Origin of the sequence: Streptomyces sp. NBC_00285 (assembly GCF_036174265.1) — a bacterium.
Classification (GTDB): domain Bacteria; phylum Actinomycetota; class Actinomycetes; order Streptomycetales; family Streptomycetaceae; genus Streptomyces.
Genome location: NZ_CP108055.1, coordinates 6796541 through 6816916 on the forward strand (window position 1 = coordinate 6796541; position 20376 = coordinate 6816916).

At 71.3% G+C, this 20376-nt stretch carries 21 protein-coding genes; 7 read left to right on the forward strand and 14 right to left on the reverse strand.

Annotated features, from left to right (window positions below):
• Positions 1-55: 55 nt before the first annotated feature.
• Positions 56-1006: a LysR family transcriptional regulator gene (locus OHT57_RS31575; protein WP_328750050.1), complete on the forward strand. Its 951-nt coding sequence runs from the start codon at positions 56-58 to the stop codon at positions 1004-1006.
• A gap of 20 nt (positions 1007-1026) precedes the next feature.
• Here the strand turns inward: OHT57_RS31575 and OHT57_RS31580 are convergent, their stop codons facing one another.
• Positions 1027-1782 (reverse strand): alpha/beta hydrolase, encoded by a 756-nt coding sequence (locus tag OHT57_RS31580; RefSeq protein ID WP_328750052.1) that lies wholly within the window; start codon positions 1780-1782, stop codon positions 1027-1029.
• A 113-nt stretch (positions 1783-1895) separates the two neighbouring features.
• Here OHT57_RS31580 and OHT57_RS31585 point away from each other — a divergent pair, with 113 nt between their 5' ends.
• Positions 1896-3059 carry an adenosine deaminase gene (locus OHT57_RS31585; protein WP_328750054.1) on the forward strand — a complete coding sequence of 388 codons (1164 nt, stop codon included), beginning with the start codon at positions 1896-1898 and terminating at the stop codon, positions 3057-3059.
• Between the two features lie 137 nt (positions 3060-3196).
• The gene (locus OHT57_RS31590) at positions 3197-3556 is read left to right on the forward strand and encodes an ATP-binding protein (RefSeq protein ID WP_328750056.1); all 360 of its coding nucleotides are present in this window, start codon (positions 3197-3199) and stop codon (positions 3554-3556) included.
• A gap of 83 nt (positions 3557-3639) precedes the next feature.
• Here OHT57_RS31590 and OHT57_RS31595 read toward each other — a convergent pair whose 3' ends face one another.
• The 5 genes from OHT57_RS31595 to afsQ1 all read right to left on the reverse strand — a co-directional run bounded on the left by OHT57_RS31595 (position 3640) and on the right by afsQ1 (position 7422).
• Complete coding sequence (locus OHT57_RS31595) at positions 3640-3840, reverse strand: PspC domain-containing protein (RefSeq protein WP_328750058.1); 201 nt, start codon at positions 3838-3840, stop codon at positions 3640-3642.
• Between the two features lie 92 nt (positions 3841-3932).
• Positions 3933-4481 (reverse strand): VanZ family protein, encoded by a 549-nt coding sequence (locus tag OHT57_RS31600; RefSeq protein WP_443053635.1) that lies wholly within the window; start codon positions 4479-4481, stop codon positions 3933-3935.
• Positions 4482-4574: 93 nt separating this feature from the next.
• Positions 4575-5174 carry a hypothetical protein gene (locus OHT57_RS31605; RefSeq protein ID WP_328750063.1) on the reverse strand — a complete coding sequence of 200 codons (600 nt, stop codon included), beginning with the start codon at positions 5172-5174 and terminating at the stop codon, positions 4575-4577.
• Entirely contained in the window at positions 5171-6748 is a 1578-nt protein-coding gene (locus OHT57_RS31610) for a HAMP domain-containing sensor histidine kinase (RefSeq protein WP_328750065.1), read from the reverse strand. Before OHT57_RS31610 ends, OHT57_RS31605 begins: the two co-directional genes overlap by 4 nt.
• Entirely contained in the window at positions 6745-7422 is a 678-nt protein-coding gene (gene afsQ1, locus OHT57_RS31615) for a two-component system response regulator AfsQ1 (RefSeq protein ID WP_046261189.1), read from the reverse strand. Before afsQ1 ends, OHT57_RS31610 begins: the two co-directional genes overlap by 4 nt.
• Positions 7423-7675: 253 nt before the next feature.
• Between afsQ1 and OHT57_RS31620 the strand changes: the two genes are divergently transcribed.
• The gene (locus OHT57_RS31620; RefSeq protein ID WP_328750068.1) at positions 7676-8419 is read left to right on the forward strand and encodes a SigE family RNA polymerase sigma factor; all 744 of its coding nucleotides are present in this window, start codon (positions 7676-7678) and stop codon (positions 8417-8419) included.
• Between the two features lie 201 nt (positions 8420-8620).
• Here the strand turns inward: OHT57_RS31620 and OHT57_RS31625 are convergent, their stop codons facing one another.
• On the reverse strand, positions 8621-9223 hold the full coding sequence (locus OHT57_RS31625; RefSeq protein ID WP_328753381.1) for a uridine kinase: 603 nt from the start codon (positions 9221-9223) through the stop codon (positions 8621-8623).
• A gap of 162 nt (positions 9224-9385) precedes the next feature.
• Between OHT57_RS31625 and OHT57_RS31630 the strand changes: the two genes are divergently transcribed.
• The gene (locus OHT57_RS31630) at positions 9386-9781 is read left to right on the forward strand and encodes a hypothetical protein (RefSeq protein ID WP_328750070.1); all 396 of its coding nucleotides are present in this window, start codon (positions 9386-9388) and stop codon (positions 9779-9781) included.
• Positions 9782-9884: 103 nt separating this feature from the next.
• Here the strand turns inward: OHT57_RS31630 and OHT57_RS31635 are convergent, their stop codons facing one another.
• From OHT57_RS31635 to deoC, 3 genes are read right to left on the reverse strand one after another with little or no spacing between them, the layout of a single operon-like run.
• Positions 9885-10793, reverse strand: coding sequence for an aldehyde dehydrogenase family protein (locus tag OHT57_RS31635; protein ID WP_328750072.1), 909 nt, complete (start codon positions 10791-10793; stop codon positions 9885-9887).
• A complete protein-coding gene (locus tag OHT57_RS31640; RefSeq protein ID WP_328750074.1) occupies positions 10786-12222 on the reverse strand; it encodes an aldehyde dehydrogenase family protein in 1437 nt (478 codons plus the stop codon). The genes OHT57_RS31635 and OHT57_RS31640 overlap by 8 nt, the downstream gene beginning before the upstream one ends.
• Positions 12223-12227: 5 nt before the next feature.
• A complete protein-coding gene (gene deoC, locus OHT57_RS31645) occupies positions 12228-13187 on the reverse strand; it encodes a deoxyribose-phosphate aldolase (RefSeq protein WP_328753382.1) in 960 nt (319 codons plus the stop codon).
• A 146-nt stretch (positions 13188-13333) separates the two neighbouring features.
• Between deoC and OHT57_RS31650 the strand changes: the two genes are divergently transcribed.
• Positions 13334-13993, forward strand: a complete 660-nt coding sequence (locus OHT57_RS31650; protein ID WP_328750076.1) for a PH domain-containing protein — start codon at positions 13334-13336, stop codon at positions 13991-13993.
• A gap of 68 nt (positions 13994-14061) precedes the next feature.
• Here OHT57_RS31650 and OHT57_RS31655 read toward each other — a convergent pair whose 3' ends face one another.
• From OHT57_RS31655 to OHT57_RS31670, 4 genes are all read right to left on the reverse strand, one after another.
• A complete protein-coding gene (locus tag OHT57_RS31655; RefSeq protein WP_328750078.1) occupies positions 14062-15213 on the reverse strand; it encodes a hypothetical protein in 1152 nt (383 codons plus the stop codon).
• Positions 15214-15454: 241 nt separating this feature from the next.
• Positions 15455-17086 carry a phospho-sugar mutase gene (locus OHT57_RS31660; protein ID WP_328750080.1) on the reverse strand — a complete coding sequence of 544 codons (1632 nt, stop codon included), beginning with the start codon at positions 17084-17086 and terminating at the stop codon, positions 15455-15457.
• A gap of 312 nt (positions 17087-17398) precedes the next feature.
• Positions 17399-18223, reverse strand: coding sequence for a purine-nucleoside phosphorylase (locus OHT57_RS31665; RefSeq protein ID WP_328750082.1), 825 nt, complete (start codon positions 18221-18223; stop codon positions 17399-17401).
• 106 nt (positions 18224-18329) lie between these two features.
• Positions 18330-18767: a gamma-glutamylcyclotransferase gene (locus tag OHT57_RS31670; RefSeq protein WP_328750084.1), complete on the reverse strand. Its 438-nt coding sequence runs from the start codon at positions 18765-18767 to the stop codon at positions 18330-18332.
• A 96-nt stretch (positions 18768-18863) separates the two neighbouring features.
• On the opposite strand from OHT57_RS31670, the gene OHT57_RS31675 reads away from it, so the two are divergent.
• Positions 18864-20312, forward strand: a complete 1449-nt coding sequence (locus OHT57_RS31675; protein WP_328750086.1) for an NAD(P)H-quinone dehydrogenase — start codon at positions 18864-18866, stop codon at positions 20310-20312.
• Positions 20313-20376: the final 64 nt, after the last annotated feature.

Genomic DNA, 20376 nt, shown 5'->3' on the forward strand with positions numbered 1-20376 from the left:
GTTACGTACGGCTCCGCTCATCCGTCCAATGCACGGATTCGCCATAATCGTTCCTATGGAGCATCAGCAGAGGTCACAGGCGCGTCTGTCACCGTCCAGTGACACACAAGACATGGTGATGTCGCTGGCCCCGCGGCTCGCCTACTTCGCCGGGGTCGCCCGCACCGAGCACGTCACCCGCGCCGCGCAGGAGATGGACGTACCCCAGTCGACGCTCTCCCGCGCGATGGTCCGCCTGGAGCAGGACCTGGGTGTCGACCTGTTCGCCCGCATCGGCCGCACGGTCTCCCTCACCCCCGCGGGGCGCACCTTCCTCGCCTCCGTCGAACGGGCCCTCGCGGAGGTCGGGCGCGCCGCCGACGAGGTCCGCGCGGACGCCGACCCGGCCACCGGCAAGGTCGCCTTCGGCTTCCTGCACACCATGGGTTCGGAAACCGTTCCCGGTCTCATCCGGGCGTTCCGCGCCGACCACCCGCGCGTCCGCTTCAGCCTGGTCCAGAACTACGGTGAGGCGATGATCGAGCGGTTGCGGGCGGGGGAGCTGGACCTGTGCCTGACCTCCCCGGTCCCGGACGCCCCCGACCTGGTCGCCCGCCGCCTCGACGAGCAGAAGCTGCGGCTCGTGGTCCCCGCCGACCACCGCCTCGCGGCCCGCAGACGCGTCCGCCTGGCCGAGGCCGCCGACGAGTCCTTCGTGACCCTGGAACCCGGCTACGGCCTGCGCCGCATCACCGACGACCTCTGCCAGGAAGCCGGATTCAAGCCGCGGATCGCCTTCGAGGGCGAGGAGGCGGAGACGTTGCGGGGCCTGGTGGCGGCGGGACTCGGGGTGGCGCTGCTCCCACCGCCGGCCTTCCCCCGCCCCGGAGTGGTGGAGTTGACGGTCACAGCCCCGAGGGCCGCACGGGAGATCGGCGTCGCCTGGCTGGACGGCCACCCGGACACACCCCCGGTGGCCGCCTTCAAGAAGTTCCTGCTGTCGAGAAGGGGCAACCTGCTGCCCTAGGGAGTGCGGCCCCGACCCGCCTACCGTCGACGCCCGAACCCGGAGGCGAGCGGCATCCGCAGCCCCAGCGGCGGCGGAGCGGCAAGGGCGTCCTGCACCGGCCGCGACAACGCCCGCCCGAACAGCGCCCCCATCACGAAGTCCTCGGCCAGCGCCTGCACTTCGGCCCGGTACTGGTGCAGCGCGTGCCCGTCGGAGTGCACCTCGAACCGGCACACCTCCCGGTTCGCCTTCTTCGCCCGGGACGCCAGCCGGAACGACAACTCGGGATCGGTGCGCTGGTCGTTCGTGCCGTGCACGACCAGCACCCGCCGCCCCACGAGCTGCTTCACCGGTTCGGGAGTGGCCGCCATGTCCTCCTCGGGCAGCCAAGGCGCGATCGCCACAACGGAGTTGACGGCCTCGTGGCCGCCCGCCCGCAACGCGGCCCGCCCGCCCATGCCGATGCCGACCAGGGCCACGGGGACGTCGCCGTATCGCCGTACGATCTCGTCCGCGGCCCAGGTCGCGTCGTGCGCGAGATGCGCCTCGCCGCCGTTCCATCCCCGGTAGCGGTAGTGCACGACGTGCGCCGCGAGCCCGTCCTTGTGCCCCGCCCGGGTCAGTCGTCGGCCCAACGCCCTTATGGCGGAGGGAAGTCGTACCGAGGAGGGCCTGCGCAGAGAGGTTTCGCCGCCGCCCGGAAGGAGCAGCACCACCCCGCTCACCGCCGCCGGCTCCGGGCCGAGTGTCCTGCCCAGTCGGGCGCTGCGAACCGGCGTCGCTTGCTGTGCCATGACAGAACAGTGTCAGAAGGCCGGGTGGACGACACGGGGCGGGGCGGTCACCGTTACGTATCGGCGGATTCGTACAGCGGGTGATCTACGCGCGTAGGCGTTAGAGTGCGAAAATGACGAGCCAGACTGACCGGACGGGGAACGCCCCGAGCTCGGACCAGATCCGCCGAGCACCCAAGGTTCTGCTGCACGATCACCTCGACGGCGGGCTGCGCCCCGGCACCGTCGTCGACCTCGCCCGGGAGGCCGGGTACTCCGGGCTCCCCGAGACCGACGCGGACCGGCTGGGCGTCTGGTTCCGCGAGGCCGCCGACTCCGGTTCGCTGGAGCGGTACCTGGAGACCTTCTCGCACACCGTCGGCGTCATGCAGACCCGCGAGGCCCTCGTCCGGGTCGCCGCCGAGTGCGCCGAGGACCTCGCCGAGGACGGCGTCGTCTACGCCGAGGTGCGGTACGCCCCCGAACAGCATCTCGAAAAGGGCCTGACCCTCGAAGAGGTCGTCGAGGCCGTCAACGAGGGCTTCCGGGAAGGCGAGCGAAGGGCCAGGGCGAACGGTCACCGCATCCGCGTCGGCGCCCTGCTCACCGCCATGCGGCACGCGGCCCGCGCCCTGGAGATCGCCGAACTCGCCAACCGCTACCGGGACCTGGGTGTGGTGGGCTTCGACATCGCGGGCGCCGAGGCCGGGTTCCCGCCCACCCGGCACCTCGACGCCTTCGAGTACCTCAAGCGCGAGAACAACCACTTCACCATCCACGCAGGCGAGGCCTTCGGGCTGCCGTCCATCTGGCAGGCCCTGCAGTGGTGCGGCGCCGACCGGCTCGGGCACGGTGTGCGCATCATCGACGACATCCAGGTCCACGAGGACGGCACGGTCAAGCTCGGCCGGCTCGCCTCGTACGTCCGGGACAAGCGGATCCCGCTGGAGCTGTGCCCCAGCTCCAACCTCCAGACCGGGGCCGCGTCCTCGTACGCCGAGCACCCGATCGGACTGCTCCGGCGGCTGCACTTCAGGGCGACCGTGAACACCGACAACCGACTGATGTCCGGGACCGGAATGAGCCGGGAATTCGAGCACCTTGTCGACGCGTTCGGTTATACGCTCGATGATCTGCAGTGGTTCTCCGTCAATGCGATGAAATCAGCGTTCATTCCTTTCGATGAACGACTCGCGATGATCAGTGACGTCATCAAGCCCGGATACGCCGAGCTGAAGTCCGAATGGCTGTTCCAGCAGACCGCCTCCACCAGCGGTTCTGTGGTCGAGGGTGGCTGACCGGGGGGAACTCGGCGGCACGAAATGCGGGCGGGTGTTCACAATCCGTCCGCATTTCGATGTTTGCGGTGGACCGGTTCACATGTTTACGGTCGTGGGCCGCTCTTCCCCGTAAACCCATTTCGAGGACGCATTTCATGAAGCAGTCTGCTGCCAAGACCCTCGGTGTCGCCGCCCTCGGTGCCGCCTTCGCCGCCGTCGGCGCGGGTGCCGCGAACGCCGCTCCGGCGGTCCCGGACGCCACTCAGGCGCTCGGCTCCGTCAGCCAGGGGCTCCCCACCGAGAACGTCACCAAGGCGCTGCCGGGTGCCGGTGAGGCGCTGGCGCAGGCCCAGCCGGCGCTCGGTGCGGGTCTCGCCGCCGCGCAGCCCGCCGCCCAGAAGGTGCTCGCCGACGGCCCGACCGCGCCCGTCGCCGGTCTCCTCGGCGGCCTGCCGATCGGCAAGGTCCTGCCCGGCGGCAGCGGCACCGGCCTGAACGGCCTGCCGCTCGGCTGAGTCGTACCGCTCCTCGCACGCGCCGGTGGGGCGCACCCCGAGATCTCGGGGTGCGCCCCACCGGCGTACGTGTGCGGGTGCGGTTACCAGGAGGCCTGCGCCTTCTCCTCCGAGGGGAACAGGATCCACAGCGCGATGTAGACCAGGAACTGCGGACCCGGCAGCAGACAGGACACCAGGAAGATCACGCGCATGGTGGTCGCCGAGGTGCCGAAGCGCCGTGCCAGCGCGGCACACACTCCGCCGATCATGCGGCCGTCGGTGGGGCGGGCAAGGCGGGACATTGCGGCTCCTTCGTGAGCGTCGGTGGTCGGGTCCGGGTGACCCTTTCCGACTGGTTCCAACGCTACGGAGGCGAGCGGATCGAGGCGTCGCTCTACGGTGCGACCCCGACCCTGGGAATCGTCGGGGTCAGACCCTGAGCCGACTCCTCCTGGCGGGCGGCGGTGCGCCGGTGGCGCTCCGTCCCACGGCGGATCCAGTGGCGGGCCGCCGGCACCACCGCGACGTGCGCGAGGGCCACGCCGGCGGTGTTCAGGAGCAGCGAGTCGATGTCGAGGACCTGGCCGGGGACCCCGGTCTGCAGCAGCGCGATGCCCAGGGAGATCAGGGCCCCCGCGGCGGATGTGCGGATCAGGGAGCCGAGCGGGGAGGCGTGGAGCCTGCCGTGCACCATCGGGAGCAAGAAGCCCAGCGGCGCGAGCAGCGCGAGGCCCGCACCGAGACGGCGGGCCGCCTCCTGCCCGCCGAGGGCGAGGTCGGCGCGGATACCGGCGAGCGGGTGCAGGTTGGGCGGGACGACCCACGGTACGTCCAGGGGTCGCAGCGTGAACCAGGCGACGAACGCGAGGTGTGTGACCAGGAGGACACCTCCTGCCACACGGACGCGAAGGGCGGCACTGCCGCCGACGAAGCCTTGATGCACGACCCCCAAGACGCCACGTTCGGCACGATCGGTTCCGGAACACCCCGAGGTACCTGGGTGAGGCCTGCGCCACACGTGCCCGCCGCGCCCGCGTCAGCCGCCCGTCACCTCGGTCGACGGGGGCTGTGTGCTGCCCGGCCGGGAGCGGACCTCGTCGGTGCACTCGTAGCGGCGCAGCGGGGTCGCGGGGCCGCCGAGGACCACCGAACCGTCGCCCTCGGCGGCGGCCGAGTCGGAGAACGTGCACACGACCTGGGCGAGGGCGTAGGCGGACAGCTCGGCGGGCGGGGTGCTCAGCCGGAGCGTGTCCTCGGGGTCCTTGGGGCGCGGCCCGCTCACGGTCGTGGCGCCGCGGATGTACGTCTGGTAGCCGGCCTCGCGCTCGGCGGTCGACGGGGCCTTGGCGAGCTGGTCCAGGAGCCCCTGTGCGACCAGCACCCGCCGCTCGGAGTCCGCCGTGCCGTCCGGCACCCGCAAGGTCCGGTCCACGGCCACCAAGGACGCCCCGCACAGCAGGAACACCTGCACGGCAAGCCCCTGCGACGCCTGCGCCGCGACATCCGGTTCGGACAGCGAACACCGCACCCGGGAGGGCGCGGGCCCGAAGTCGGTGGGCACCTCCGTGGAACGGATCCCGCACCCGGCGAGCAGAGGAGCGAGCACGAGGAGCGCCGCCAGACGTCGTACGTTCATCGGGCGTCCCCCTTCTTCGAGGCGTCGTCCTTCATGTCCGCGAGGAGTTCCTCGGCCAGTTCCGAGGCGTCCCGGGGGATGCGCAGGGTGAACACGGCACCTCCCTCGGGGGAGTTGGCCGCGGTGATCCCGCCACCGTGGATGTGGGCGTTCTCCAGGGCGATCGAGAGGCCGAGGCCGCTGCCCTCGGAGCGAGGGCGGGAGGCGCTGGCCTTGTAGAAGCGGTCGAACACGTGCGGGAGGACGTCCTCGGGGATGCCGGGGCCGTGGTCGCGCACCCCGATGACGACCTCGTCGGCCGCGGCACGCACCGAGACCCGCACCGGGGAGCCGCCGTGCTTCAGGGCGTTGCCGATCAGGTTGGCCAGGATGACGTCGAGGCGGCGCGGGTCGAGACGGGCGTGGATGCCGCGCTCGGCGTCCAGGTCCACCGCGTCCAGCCACGCCCGCGCGTCGATGCACGCGGTGATCTGGTCGGCCAGGTCCACGTCGTCGAGCACCAGCCGGGCCGTGCCCGCGTCGAAGCGGGTGACCTCCATGAGGTTCTCGACGAGGCTGTTGAGGCGGCGCGTCTCGCTGACCACCAGGCGCACGGCGGGCTCGATCATCGGGTCCATCGACCCGGACTCCGCCTCCAGCTCCTCCTCCAGGATCTCCGTCACGGCGGTGATCGCGGTGAGAGGGGTGCGCAGTTCGTGACTCATGTCGGCGACGAACCTCCGCGACGCGTTGTCGCGCGCGGCCATGTCGTCGACCCGTTTCTCCAGGGCCTCGGCCGCGTGGTTGAACGTCCGTGACAGATCCGCGAGTTCGTCCGTTCCGGACACCTGCAGCCGGGTGTCCAGCCTGCCCTCGCCGAGCCGGCGCGCGGCGACCCCGAGCCGTTGCACCGGCTTCAGTACGGTCGTGGCGGCGGCCTGCGCGAGCAGCGCGGAGCCGATCAGGGCGAGCCCGGTGGCGATACCCAGCGACCAGGCAAGGGAGTTGAGGTCCTTGGCCTCCGGCTCCAGGGACGTGAGCATGTAACCGGTCGGCCCGCCCCCGATCACCCTCGTACCGGCGACCAGGTACGGGGTGTCGTGGTTGACGACCCGCTGCCAGTACAGGTGATACGCGTACGTGTTGGCGGAGTCGACGGCCTGCTTCTCGTTCACCGCCTCGCGCAGCGACACGGGCACGTCCTGGAGCGTGAAACCGTCCAGGGCGCCCGAATTGCCGTACACCGTCCGGCCCTTGGTGCCGTCGGAGACCAGCAGCACGCTGAAGCGCTGGCTGCTGCCCGCCATCTGCCCGGCCGCCTGCTGGAGTTCGCCCTGTGTGGGGTGCTCGGGCAGCGCGCCCGCGCGGTTCTGCATCTCCTGCTGGAAGTCCCGCAGCACCGCGTCCTGGGCGCGGGTGAGCACCGCCTCGCGGTTGAGCCAGTACGCGATCCCGGACGCGGAAACGGCGGCGGTCAGCGCCACCAGGCCGAACACGACCACGAGACGCAGCCGCAGACTGGTGAAGCGCAGCCCTGACCACACACCCTTGCGAGCCGCGAACCAGTCGCGGAAGCCCCCTTGTGCTTCGGTCACTGAGGCGTGTCCAGCCGGTAGCCCACGCCCCGCACGGTACGGATCAGCGTCGGGGACGACGGCACGTCCTCGACCTTGGCGCGCAGCCGCTGCACACAGGCGTCCACCAGGCGCGAGTCACCGAGGTAGTCGTGCTCCCACACCAGCCGCAGCAACTGCTGCCGCGACAGGGCCTGGCCGGGCCTGCGGCTCAGCTCCAGGAGCAGCCTCAGCTCGGTGGGGGTGAGCTGCAGGTCCTCGCCGTTCTTCGTGACGGTCATCGCCGCGCGGTCGATGACCAGGGAGCCGAAGCTCGCCGCGTCGGTCGACTCGCGTTCCCCGCGGCGCAGCACGGCCCGGATGCGGGCGTCCAGCACCCGCCCCTGGATCGGCTTGACGACATAGTCGTCGGCGCCGGACTCCAGTCCGACGACGATGTCGATGTCGTCGCTGCGCGCGGTCAGCAGAATGATCGGCAGCTGGTCCGTGCGCCGGATACGCCGGCACACCTCGAACCCGTCGATGCCGGGCAGCATCACGTCCAGCACGATCAGGTCGGGCCGCTGCTCACGGAGCAGTTTCAGACCGTCCTCACCGGTGGCAGCGGTGGCAACCCGGTGGCCCTGGCGCGTAAGGGACAGCTCCAGGGCCGTGCGGATGGCGTCGTCGTCCTCGATCAGCAACAGGGAAGGCACGGGCTCATTCTGGCCCATGGAGGGGGTGCTGTTCGACCTGTGGGCCGCGGCAGTCCCTAAGGCATTCATCAATGACCCTCCTGTGCAATTCCTGAGACGGGCCCCTGTGACAGGTCTGTGACAGTCGGCGGACACAGCGATGAAGTGGCGGCGGCAGAGTTCTCGGCACAGGCAAGGAAGCACCGCGGAACACCAGCGGCGGACCGGAACCTGAGCAAGCCGAACACCGGAAGTCCACGACGGGGGGCGCGAGATGAACACGCTGCACAGCACCAGCACTAGCGCAGTGATCACGCGTCTCCACGACGTGAACGGGGGCCGGGGTTCCGAGAAGTCCGGTGCCGTGGGCGGGCGGGGGTGCGCTCGCGGCGCTGGGCGTCAGCACACCGGGTACATGTCGGTGGTTGACAGCGGTACGGGGGAAGCGCACGGGGGATCGTCGTACAGGGAGGACACGGGGGAGCGGCATTCGCTGTCGGAGGCGGAGTTCACCGCCTACGTCCAGGAGCGCCGCGCCTCCCTGTACGCCACCGCGTACCACCTGACCGGTGACCGCTTCGAGGCCGAGGACCTGCTGCAGAGCGCGCTGTTCTCGACGTACCGGGCGTGGGAGCGGATCAGTGACAAGGCCGCGGTCGGGGGCTACCTCCGCCGCACCATGACCAACCTGCACATCAGCGCGTGGCGCCGCCGCAAGCTGAACGAGTACCCGACCGAGGAACTGCCGGAGACGCCCGGCGACACGGACGCGATGCGCGGCACCGAACTGCGCGCGGTCCTGTGGCAGGCGCTCGCCCGGCTCCCCGAACTCCAGCGCACGATGCTGGTCCTTCGTTACTACGAGGGCCGCACCGACCCGGAGATCGCGGAGATCCTCGACATCAGTGTCGGCACGGTGAAGTCCAGCATCTGGCGGTCACTCCGCCGGCTGCGCGAGGACGAGGTCCTCAGCTTCGGCCGTGACGAGGAGAACGCCTTCGGGGAGCTCGTCGCCTGAGGGTGGGGGAAGCAAGGAACCGGGGGAACGGGGGACCCGGGTACTGGCTGGGGGGCCGGTACCCGGGACGGGGACAACGGGGAACGGTGGCGCGGGGGAGCGCCATCACGGGGGAAGCACCAAGAAGCGGGGCTGGAGGACCGGGGGGTCCGTCCAGTCCTGCTTCTCTGTGTCCTACGGTGCCGAAGGCGCCGTCGGTGTTCAGTGCGCCGGAGTCGCCGCCGGACGGCGGCCCGCTCCCGCGGCGGCGAGGCGGCCCAGCGCCTCGTCCTTGTCGCAGCGGTGGGCGCCCAGCGCGGTCTGGCGGGCGATGATCGAGCGCTCCAGACGCATCAGCCGCCAGCCGCGGCGCAGCAGGAACGACACCGACTTGCGGCCCTCACGCAGATCCCGCAGGAAGCGGCGGCGGAAGGTGCGCACCGGACCCCGGCTCAGGCACAGCGCGTCGGCCAGCACACCGAGTTCCTGGCAGCGGGTGACGATCTCGGCGGCGAAGATGCCCTCCGCGATGAACAGCGGGGTCCGGCCCATGTCGACCGCCTCCTCGCCGGTGCGGGCGCTGAGCGAGATGTCGTAGACCGGGATCTTCGTACGGCCCGTGCGGCACAGCTCCACGATGGCCGTCACCGCGGTGTCCGCGTCCCACGATCCGGGGTGGTCCCAGTCGATGTCGGAGCTCCCCGCTACCTGCGGCAGCGTCGGGTCGTCGCCCTCCTTGTAGAAGTCGTCGAGCCTGAGGACCGGAAGACCGGACCGGGCCGAGAGGAGGGACTTGCCGGAGCCGGAGGGGCCGCAGAGCAGCACGACTCGGGTCGGTATGGGTGGTTGGGGACTCACGGGTCACCAGTCTGGGGCATTCACCTGCTGTTCATCGACCCCGCGGGTCGGCTTTGAAGCGCGCGTCACACCTCAACTACCCTTCGTGTCGTCCTGATTACCCCTCGTATGGAGAAGGTGGCAGAAACGATGGCCCGACATGAGACTCCGACCGCCCGGCGCGCACTGGTCGCCCTCGCGACCGCGGGAGTGGCGCTCGGCGCCGGTGCGGGAGCGGCCTCCGCCGCGGAACCTGCCCTCGACCTGGTGCACACCCGGCCGACCTCGCTGGGCAACGTCGACCCCCAGGCCGGGCTGCAGTCCCTCACCGGCACGGTCGGCTACGTGACCGGTCCGGTCGCCGGTCTCAAGCCCAACCCGCTGGCGGGGACGGGAGTCGACCCGCTGGACAACGGCGCCGGCACGCAGCTCGCCGACTTCCAGCCGCTGGCCACGCAGGCGCTGACCGGTCCGGTCGCTCAGGCGCAGTCGATCGGTTCGATGCCGGTGGTGGGGCAGGTCGCGGGGCTTCTCGGGAACGGGTGACGTGGGCGGAGAGCGGCGGGGAACTGCCGACCGGCGCCGACGGCGGGTGCGCCGTGGCTGGTCGCGCAGTTCCCCGCGCCTCTCCGAGCGGCCTTCGGCCTGCTCAGTACGCCGAGCCCGACGCGCCCAGCGAACCCGTCGGGTGCCAGACCGTCTTCGTCTCCAGGAAGGCCGTCAGACGGTCGGTGCCCGGAGTCGCCGTCCAGTTGTCCACAGGCTGTGGACGCAGGACGCGCTTCAGGTTGTCCGCCGCCGCGATCTCCAGCTCCTTGGCCAGGATCTCGTCCGCGCCCGCCAGGTCGATCGCGTTGACGTCCTGGTGGGACGCCAGGGTGGGCGCGATCTCCGCCGTACGGCCCGAGAGGACGTTGACCACGCCTCCGGGGACGTCCGAGGTGGCCAGGACCTCGCCCAGCGAGAGGGCGGGGAGGGGGGACCTCTCGGAGGCCACGACGATCGCCGTGTTGCCCGTCGCGATCACCGGGGCCAGTACCGAGACCAGGCCCAGGAACGACGACTCCTGCGGGGCCAGTACGGCCACCACGCCGGTCGGCTCCGGGGAGGACAGGTTGAAGTACGGGCCCGCGACCGGGTTGCCGCCGCCCACCACCTGGGCGATCTTGTCGGTCCAGCCCGCGTACCAGACCCAGCGGTCGACGGCCGCCTCGACCTGCTCGGCCGCCCTGGCCTTCGACAGGCCCTCGGCGTCGGCCACCTCCTGGACGAACTGCGCCCTGCGGCCCTCCAGCATCTCCGCGACGCGGTACAGGACCTGGCCGCGGTTGTACGCCGTCGCGCCGGACCAGCCGCCGACCGCCTTGCGCGCGGCCACGACCGCGTCACGGGCGTCCTTGCGGGAGGACTGCGGTGCGTTCGCCAGCCACTTGCCCTTTGCGTCGGTCACCTCGTACACCCGGCCGCTCTCGGAACGCGGGAACTTGCCCCCGACGTACAGCTTGTAGGTCTTGAAGACCGACAGACGCGGCTCGGTCTTCTCGTTCTTCTCAGACATCGAGGTACGCCTCCAGGCCGTGGCGGCCGCCCTCGCGGCCGAAGCCCGACTCCTTGTAGCCGCCGAACGGCGACGTCGGGTCGAACTTGTTGAACGTGTTGGACCAGACGACCCCGGCCCGGAGTTTGTTCGCCACCGCCAGGATCCGCGAACCCTTCTCCGTCCAGATGCCCGCCGAGAGGCCGTACTGGGTGTTGTTGGCCTTGGCGACGGCCTCGTCCGGGGTGCGGAAGGTCAGCACGGACAGGACCGGGCCGAAGATCTCGTCCCTGGCGATGGTGTGCGCCTGGGTGACGTTGGTGAAGAGCGTCGGGGCGAACCAGTAGCCGGAGGACGGGAGTTCACACTCCGGCGACCAGGGTTCGGCGCCCTCGGCCGTGCCCTTCTCGACGAGCGAGGTGATCCGCGCGAGCTGCTCGGCGGAGTTGATCGCGCCGATGTCGGTGTTCTTGTCGAGCGGGTCGCCCAGGCGAAGGGTGGACAGGCGGCGCTTGAGGGAGTCCAGCAGCTCGTCCTGGATCGACTCCTGGACGAGGAGGCGGGAGCCCGCGCAGCAGACCTGGCCCTGGTTGAAGAAGATGCCGGTGACGATCCCCTCCACCGCCTGGTCGATCGGGGCGTCGTCGAAGACGATGTTGGCGCCCTTGCCGCCCAGTTCCAGGGTGAGCTTCTTACGGGTGCCCGCGACGGTCCGCGCGATCTCCTTGCCGACGCCCGTGGAGCCGGTGAAGGCCACCTTGTTGACGTCCGGGTGCGCGACGAGCGCGGCCCCAGTGTCGCCGTAGCCCGGAAGGATGTTGACGACGCCCTTGGGCAGGCCGGCCTGGCGGCAGATGTCCGCGAAGAAGAGCGCGGACAGGGGAGTGGTCTCCGCGGGCTTCAGCACCACCGTGTTGCCGGTGGCGAGGGCCGGGGCGATCTTCCACGCCAGCATCAGGAGCGGGAAGTTCCAGGGGATGACCTGGCCGGCGACGCCGAGGGGCTTCGGGCTTGCGCCGAATCCGGCGTGCTCCAGCTTGTCGGCCCAGCCCGCGTAGTAGAAGAAGTGCGCGGCGACCAGGGGCAGGTCGGTGTCGCGGGTCTCCTTGATGGGCTTGCCGTTGTCCAGGGTCTCCAGGACGGCCAGCTCGCGGCTGCGTTCCTGGATGATCCGGGCGATGCGGAACAGGTACTTGGCGCGCTCGGAGCCCGGCAGCGCCGACCACTTCTCGAAGGCCCTGCGGGCGGCCGCCACCGCGCGGTCGACGTCCGCCTCGCCCGCCTGGGCGATCTCGGACAGGACCTCCTCGGTGGACGGCGAGACGGTCTTGAAGACCTTGCCTTCGGCCGCCTCCACGAACTCGCCGTCGATGAACAGGCCGTAGGAGGGGGCGATGTCGACGACCGAGCGGGACTCGGGCGCCGGGGCGTACTCAAAAACGGAAGCCATGGTGATCAGTCCACCGTCACGTAGTCGGGGCCGGAGTAGCGGCCGGTGGCCAGCTTCTGACGCTGCATCAGCAGGTCGTTCAGGAGCGAGGAGGCGCCGAAGCGGAACCAGTGGTTGTCCAGCCAGTCCTCGCCGACGGTCTCGTTGACCAGCACGAGGAACTTGACCGCGTCCTTGGTCGTACGGATGCCGCCGGCCGGCTTCACACCCACCTGCACCCCGGTCTGGGCGCGGAAGTCGCGCACCGCCTCCAGCATGAGGAGGGTGTTGGGGGGAGTGGCGTTGACCGCGACCTTGCCGGTGGACGTCTTGATGAAGTCCGCGCCCGCCAGCATGCCGAGCCAGCTCGCGCGGCGGATGTTGTCGTACGTCGACAGCTCGCCGGTCTCGAAGATGACCTTGAGCCGGGCGGCCGTCCCGCAGACCTCGCGGACGGCGACGATCTCCTCGTACACCTTCAGATACCGGCCCGAGAGGAACGCCCCGCGGTCGATGACCATGTCGACCTCGTCGGCACCGGCGGACACGGCGTCGCGCACGTCGGCGAGCTTCACGTCCAGGGCGGCACGGCCGGCCGGGAAGGCGGTGGCCACGGAGGCGATCTTGACGCCGGAACCGGCGACGGCCTCCTTCGCGACGGCCACCATGTCGGGATAGACGCAGACGGCCGCCGTCGCCGGGGCCGTGCGGTCGGTCGGGTCGGGGCGGACCGCCTTGGCGCCGAGCGCCCGGACCTTGCCCGGGGTGTCCGCGCCTTCCAGCGTCGTCAGGTCGACCATCGAGATGGCGAGGTCGATGGCGTACGCCTTCGCGGTCGTCTTGATGGAACGCGTACCGAGCGAGGCGGCACGCGCCTCCAGTCCGACCGCGTCCACGCCGGGCAGCCCGTGAAGGAACCGGCGCAGCGTGCTGTCGGACGCGGTCACGTCCGTGAGCGGATGTACGGCTGATGCAGTGGTGGGCATGGTCACCAGCCGAGCATATCTACGCGCGTAGCGGCTGTATAGCCCGGAGAAATGGATTCATCGGGGCACAACGGACCGCACCCGGCCGGCGGCGCGGGGGCACCCGCACGCGAACACCGTCCCGAGCGGCGCCTAGTATCGCGAACATGACGACCGCACCCCCGGAATCCAGGGACCGCATCTACCGCTCACCCTTGGCGCTGATCGGCGGCTTTCTCCTTCTCGTCATCATCGGCTGGCTCGGCGTCGACGCGGTTCTCTCCGGTGACGGCCGCTCCCCCTGGCTGGCCCTCGCCGCCCTGATCCTCGTCGTACCGCTGGTTGTCGCCTTCACCCTGCGCCCGGCCGTCTTCGCGAACCACGACCGCCTGCGCATCCGCAACCCCTTCCGCGTGATCGTCGTGCCCTGGGGCGAGGTCGAGATGTTCCGCTCCGGGTTCTCCAACGAGGTCCTCGCCACGTCCGGCACCAAGTACCAGCTGTGGTCGATCCCGGTTTCCCTGCGCGGCCGCAAGAAGGCGGCGCGGCAGACGGCCCGGCAGTCCTCGGGGCGCGGTCCGAGCAGGGGCCTCGGGCTGTTCGGCGGGGGCATGGAGGCCGACGCCCTCGGCGGCCGGACCCCGGTACCGGAGGGCCCCGCCCGGGCCGAGACCGACCAGATCATGGACGAGCTGCGCGCGATGCTGGAGGCGCGGGGCAAGGCCAAGACCTCCCAGGGGGAGGTGACCGTGCGGTGGGCGTACGAGATCGCGGGGCCCGCGGTGGCCGGGGCGCTGCTCCTGGCGATCCTGGTGGCTGTCGGGTGACCTCGTAGGGAGTGCCGCTGTCGTCGGGCGGCTTCGGGGCCGTCAGTTTTCTCCGGACCCGCCTGTCCTCACGGCGGGCCCGTCCAGACCAGCGCCATGTACCCGCCCCAGTACGCCGAACCCAGCACCGCCGCCGCCAGGACGAGCGTGCGGTGACGGCGCGGGATCCGCAGCAGGCGTACGGCGAGGGGGAGCAGGAGCGGGAAGGCCGGGAGGAGATAGCGGGCCCGGGGGAAGTAGACGCCGCCGCTGCCCAGCACGATCAGCAGCGTGACGGCCGTGAACACCAGCAACGCCAAGGGCTGCCGGTCCCGGACCGACAGGGCGAAGAGGCCCACCGACACCATGAGGGTGACCGTCACCAGGACCAGGAACAGCTCGGGTGCCGAGTCGTACACGAGCAGGCTCCTGAACTGCCGCAGCGTCTCCACGCCGCCGTCCACCTCGTTGCGCCACGTCCGCTGCACGGCGAAGTAACCGTCCCAGCGGCCCAGACGCAGCCCCACCCAGCCGACGTACGCGCACCAGCCGAGCGGGGCCAGGACGGCGGCCACGAGCGCGCGCGGCCGGCGCGGGGTGAGCAGGCACGTCACCGTGACCGCGGCGGCCACCGCGATGCCCGTCGGGCGGGTCAGACCGGCCAGGACCGCGAGACAGGCCGCGGTGAGCGGGCGGTCGGCGAGCAGCGCGTACAGCGCCCAGGCCGCCAACGCCGTGAACAGGGACTCGGTGTAGCCCATCCACTGCACGAGTCCGACCGGGAGCGCGGCCCACAGGACGGTCAGCAGGATGCCGGCGCGGCGGCCGTGCAGCCGGTCGCCGACCGCGAAAACACCCCAGGCGGCGACCAGCGAGGCGGCGACGGCGAGACACAGCCCGGTGGTGGCGCGGCTGCCGGGGGTGACGGCGGCGACGGCCTTGACCAGGACCGGGTACAGCGGGAAGAAGACGAGGTTGTTGCCGCCGTCCATGCCGCCGAGAGCATGGGCGTAGCCGTGGTCGGCGATGCCCAGGTAGTAGTCGGCGTCCCACTGGGCCGCCAGGATCGGCCAGACGCCGTGGTGCCCGCGGTGGGCCCACAGGGCGAGGACCACCAGGCCCAGGGCGCGTACGCCGACGTAGGCGAGCAGGGCCCACGCGAGGGCCGGGACGCGGCGGCGGGGTGCGTCAGGGGCGGTGGCCGCCCGGTGCGGGGTCGGCCGGAGGGCGGTCGAGGACACGGTGACGGGCTCCAGGACTGGCTCGGGGACGGCTTCCCGTCCACCGTTGCCCGGGCGCCGGGGCAGGCCGTGGAGCCGGGGTCAACAGCCATCTCTAAATCACCCGATGGGGTGCTCCGGGCCCGTACATGGGCCAACGCGGAGACGAAGTCCAGCCGCCATCAACCGGCATCTGACCGTGGCGCGGAAGGCGAGGGGCTGAACAGCCGAGGGGCGGCCCGGACGGGGGCCGCCCCTCGGCTCAGATGCCGGCCGCCGCCGACAGGTCCTGCTTGATGGAGGTCAGGAGGTCGGCCGCCTCGGTGCGGGCCGTCGGGAGCTCCGCGTGGGTGGCCACCGGGATCACCACCTCCAGGTAGCACTTCAGCTTCGGCTCGGTGCCGCTCGGGCGGACGATGACCCGGGCGCCGGTGAGGGTGTAGCGCAGGCCGTCGGTGGGCGGGAGCCGGTCCGTGCCCCGGGTGAGGTCCTCCGCCCGGGTGACGGGCAGGCCGGCGAGTTCCGTCGGCGGGTGCTCGCGGAGTCGCTCCATCGCCGTGGCGATGACCGACAGGTCCTCCACGCGGACCGAGAGCTGGTCGGTGGCGTGCAGCCCGTGCTCCACGGCGATGTCGTCGAGGAGGTCCAGGAGCGTGCGGTCCTGTTCCTTGAGCTCGGAGGCCAGCTCCGTGATGAGAAGGGCCGCGGTGATGCCGTCCTTGTCGCGCACGCCCTGTGGGTCCACGCAGTAGCCGAGGGCCTCCTCGTAGCCGTAGCGCAGGCCCTCCACGCGGGCGATCCACTTGAAGCCCGTGAGGGTCTCCTCGTAGGGGAGTCCTGCCTTCTCGGCGATCCGGCCGAGGAGGGAGGAGGAGACGATCGACTCGGCGAACGTGCCCTGGGCTCCGCGCCTCACGAGGTGAGCGGCGAGCAGGGTGCCGACCTCGTCGCCGCGGAGCATGCGCCAGTCGCCGTCGGCCCTCACGGCCACCGCGCAGCGGTCCGCGTCCGGGTCGTTCGCGATGATCAGGTCGGGGGCCGTCTCGCGGGCCTTCGCGAAGGCCAGGTCCATCGCGCCGGGCTCTTCCGGGTTGGGGAAGGCGACGGTCGGGAAGTCGGGGTCGGGGTCGGCCTGTTCGGCGACGAGCTCCGGGGCGGGGAAGCCGGCGCGGGCGAACGCCGCGAGGAGGGTCTCCTTGCCGACGCCGTGCATCGCGGTGTAGACGGTGCGGGCGGTGCGCGGGGAGTCCGCGGCGAGGACGGCGTCCGTGCGGGCCAGGTAGGCGTCCAGGACGGCGTCGTCGAGGGTCTGCCAGCCGGTCTCCGGGCGGGGGACGTCGTGCAGGCTCGCGATCGCGTCGATCTCGGCGGCGATCTCCGCGTCGGCGGGCGGGACGATCTGGGAGCCGTCGCCGAGGTACACCTTGTAGCCGTTGTCGCGGGGCGGGTTGTGGCTCGCGGTCACCTCCACGCCGGCGACCGCGCCCAGGTGCCTTATGGCGAACGCCAGCACGGGGGTGGGGAGGGGACGGGGGAGGACCGCCGCCCTCAGGCCCGCGCCGGTCATCACGGCCGCCGTGTCCCTCGCGAAGTCGGCGGACTTGTGGCGGGCGTCGTAGCCGATGACGACCAGGCCGTCCTCGCTGCCGTGCTTCCTGAGGTACGCCGCGAGGCCGGCGGCGGCCCGGATGACGACCGCGCGGTTCATGCGCTGGGGGCCGGCGCCGAGTTCGCCGCGCAGGCCGGCGGTGCCGAACTGGAGGGTGCCGCTGAAGCGTGCGGTGAGCTCGGTGACGTCACCGGCGTCGAGGAGCTTGGCGAGCTCGTCGCGGGTGTCCGGGTCGGGGTCCTCGGCGAGCCAGGTCCTGGCCCGGGCGATGAGATCGTCGTGCACGGTTGCCTCCGGCGGTTGGGCGGGTTCTATGGTGCGGGTTCGGTGGGGGCGGGCGTTTTGCGCAGTTCCCCGCGCCCCTGTATCGCCTGCGGCGTCGTTGTGGGTCGGGGCCGGGGTGGGGGGTGTCCGTCCTCGGTCCGGCGGCTCGGTTCCTTGAGCAGTGCTCGGTTTCGGACGCCGGCCGCTGCGGGCGGACACCCCCCACCCCGTCCCCTTCGCGCCGTCGGCGGCTGCGGGTGCGTCGGGCTTTTAGGGGCGCGGGGAACTGCGCGATCAGCCCCCACCGGGCCGCGGCCGGCCGGCGCCGTACCTTCAGAGGCGGTCCAGGACCTGGGCCAGCAGGGAACCCATCCGGGTTGCCGAGTCACGGCCTGCCTGGAGGACCTCCTCGTGGTTCAGCGGCTCGCCCGTCATGCCCGCCGCGAGGTTGGTGACCAGGGAGATGCCCAGTACCTCCGCACCCGCCTCACGCGCGGCGATCGCCTCCAGGACCGTCGACATGCCCACCAGGTCCGCGCCGATCACGCGGGCCATGCGGATCTCGGCCGGGGTCTCGTAGTGCGGGCCGGGGAACTGGGCGTAGACGCCCTCCTCCAGGCTCGCGTCGATCTCCTTGCACAGGGCGCGCAGGCGGGGGGAGTAGAGGTCCGTGAGGTCGACGAAGTTCGCGCCGATGATGGGGGACGTCGCCGTGAGGTTGATGTGGTCGCTGATCAGGACCGGCTGGCCGGGCCGCATGCCCTCGCGGAGGCCGCCGCAGCCGTTGGTGAGGACCACCGTCTTGCAGCCGGCGGCGACGGCGGTGCGGACGCCGTGCGCGACGGCGGCGACACCGCGGCCCTCGTAGTAGTGCGTACGGCCCAGGAAGACCAGGGCGCGCTTGTCGCCCATCTTGTACGAGCGGATCGTGCCGCCGTGTCCCTCCACCGCCGGCGGCGGGAAACCGGGCAGGTCGGTGACCGGGAACTCGGCGTCGGGTGCACCGAGCGCGTCCACCGCGGGGGCCCAGCCGGAGCCCATCACGAGGGCGACGTCGTGGGTCTCGGCGCCCGTCAGTTCGCGCAGGCGCGTGGCGGCGGCGTCCGCGGCGGTGTGGGGGTCGCCCTGGATGTCGTCCGGAAGAAGAGATGCGTTCACGCGCCTGAGGGTAGCCGGTAGATGCCTACGCGCGTAGATGGCAGAGCGGACGGGACGGTGATCGTTGCCTTGTCGTTTCCAACCGGGGGCGGGACCGCGGCGCCTTTCAGCAGGGGCGCTTGCGCAGTTCCATCACGTAGTCGTGCGGTGCGCCCGCCGATTCCGCGGCGTCGGCGACCTCGCCCAGGTAGCGCGCGGAGGGCAGACCGCCCTCGTAGCCGTTCAGGACGTACGTCCAGGCCTGCTCCTCACCCTCCAGGGTGTGGACGCGGACGCGTGTACGGCGGTAGATGTCGAGGCTGACGCCCTCCCAGCGGTCCATGGAGTCCTCGTCGGGCGGGGCGATCTCGTAGAGCGCGACGAACACCTGGGACAGCGGGTCCTCGACGATCGTTGCGAGGGCGCCCTCCCAGCCCATGTGCTCGCCCCCGAAGGTCAGCCGCCACCCGTTCAGCCACCCCGTGGCGCGCATCGGCGAGTGCGGGGCACGGCGGGTCATCAGCCGCGCGTCGAGGTTGCCGGCGTAGGCGGCGTAGAGCGACATGCGTCGAGGGTACGGCAGCCTTCCCGTGCGTCTCTCCCGTAACGGTGGCATCTCGGGAAGGCCCCCAGGACGTAGCACCCCCGGTCGTACGGGACAATGGAGTACGTGACTCGGATCGTGATCATCGGTGGCGGACCCGGCGGATACGAGGCGGCCCTGGTGGCGGCCCAGCTCGGCGCGGAGGTGACCGTCGTCGACTGCGACGGTCTGGGCGGAGCGTCGGTGCTGACCGACTGCGTGCCGTCGAAGACCCTCATCGCGACGGCCGAGGTCATGACGACCTTCGACTCGTCGTACGAGGAGCTGGGGATCATCGTCGCCGACGACACCCCACCGCTGGAGCAGGCCGCCCGCGTGGTCGGGGTCGACCTGGGCAAGGTCAACCGGCGTGTGAAGCGGCTCGCCCTCGCCCAGTCGCACGACATCACCGCCTCCGTGACACGTGCCGGTGCCCGGGTGCTGCGCGGCCGTGGCCGTCTGGAGGGCATGCAGTCCCTCGACGGTTCGCGCAAGGTCGTCGTGCGGGCCGTCGACGGCAGCGAGGAGACCCTCGTCGCGGATGCCGTGCTCATCGCCACGGGCGGACACCCGCGTGAGCTGCCCGACGCCCAGCCCGACGGGGAGCGCATCCTCAACTGGACCCAGGTCTACGACCTCACCGAGCTGCCGGACGAGCTCATCGTGGTCGGGTCCGGTGTGACCGGCGCCGAGTTCGCCGGCGCCTACCAGGCGCTCGGGTCCAAGGTGACGCTGGTCTCCTCGCGGGACCGGGTGCTGCCGGGTGAGGACCCGGATGCGGCGGCGGTGCTGGAGGAGGTCTTCCGGCGCCGTGGCATGAACGTCATGGCGCGCTCCCGCGCCGAATCCGCCAAGCGCGTCGGCGACCGGGTCGAGGTCACCCTCGCGGACGGGCGGGTCATCACCGGGTCGCACTGCCTGATGGCCGTCGGTGCCATTCCCAACAGTGAGGGGATGGGCCTGGAGGAGGCCGGGGTCAGGGTGCGCGAGTCCGGGCACATCTGGACCGACAAGGTCTCCAGGACCACGGCTCCGGGTGTGTACGCCGCCGGTGACGTCACCGGGGTGTTCGCGCTCGCCTCCGTCGCCGCCATGCAGGGGCGTATCGCCATGTACCACTTCCTCGGCGACGCGGTGGCCCCGCTGAACCTGAAGACCGTCTCGTCGAACGTCTTCACCGACCCGGAGATCGCCACCGTCGGCTATTCGCAGGCCGACGTCGACGGCGGGAAGATCGATGCCCGGGTCGTGAAACTGCCCCTGCTGCGCAACCCGCGCGCGAAGATGCAGGGCATCCGCGACGGCTTCGTCAAGATCTTCTGCCGCCCGGGTACGGGAATCATCGTCGGCGGTGTCGTCGTGGCGCCTCGCGCCTCGGAACTGATCCATCCCATCTCGATCGCGGTCGACAACAATCTGACGGTCGAACAGATCGCGAACGCCTTCACCGTTTACCCCTCCCTTTCGGGGTCGATCGCCGAGGTGGCACGGCAGTTGCACACGCGCAAGGACACCGGCAAAGTCTGACGGCCGAAAGCGATTCCTGCCTGGTCACAGGGAGTTGCCGACCATTCGCGCGGCATAGGCGGGG

Coding starts and splice junctions, on each gene's coding strand:
- OHT57_RS31640 (WP_328750074.1), bottom strand. CDS start 12,222: ATGGCTTCCGTTTTTGAGTACGCCCCGGCGCCCGAGTCCCGCTCGGTC.
- OHT57_RS31670 (WP_328750084.1), bottom strand. CDS start 18,767: ATGTCGCTCTACGCCGCCTACGCCGGCAACCTCGACGCGCGGCTGATG.
- OHT57_RS31675 (WP_328750086.1), top strand. CDS start 18,864: ATGGAGTACGTGACTCGGATCGTGATCATCGGTGGCGGACCCGGCGGA.
- OHT57_RS31575 (WP_328750050.1), top strand. CDS start 56: ATGGAGCATCAGCAGAGGTCACAGGCGCGTCTGTCACCGTCCAGTGAC.
- OHT57_RS31635 (WP_328750072.1), bottom strand. CDS start 10,793: ATGTCTGAGAAGAACGAGAAGACCGAGCCGCGTCTGTCGGTCTTCAAG.
- deoC (WP_328753382.1), bottom strand. CDS start 13,187: ATGCCCACCACTGCATCAGCCGTACATCCGCTCACGGACGTGACCGCG.
- OHT57_RS31630 (WP_328750070.1), top strand. CDS start 9,386: ATGGCCCGACATGAGACTCCGACCGCCCGGCGCGCACTGGTCGCCCTC.
- OHT57_RS31585 (WP_328750054.1), top strand. CDS start 1,896: ATGACGAGCCAGACTGACCGGACGGGGAACGCCCCGAGCTCGGACCAG.
- OHT57_RS31620 (WP_328750068.1), top strand. CDS start 7,676: ATGAACACGCTGCACAGCACCAGCACTAGCGCAGTGATCACGCGTCTC.
- OHT57_RS31650 (WP_328750076.1), top strand. CDS start 13,334: ATGACGACCGCACCCCCGGAATCCAGGGACCGCATCTACCGCTCACCC.
- OHT57_RS31595 (WP_328750058.1), bottom strand. CDS start 3,840: ATGTCCCGCCTTGCCCGCCCCACCGACGGCCGCATGATCGGCGGAGTG.
- OHT57_RS31580 (WP_328750052.1), bottom strand. CDS start 1,782: ATGGCACAGCAAGCGACGCCGGTTCGCAGCGCCCGACTGGGCAGGACA.
- OHT57_RS31590 (WP_328750056.1), top strand. CDS start 3,197: ATGAAGCAGTCTGCTGCCAAGACCCTCGGTGTCGCCGCCCTCGGTGCC.
- OHT57_RS31605 (WP_328750063.1), bottom strand. CDS start 5,174: ATGAACGTACGACGTCTGGCGGCGCTCCTCGTGCTCGCTCCTCTGCTC.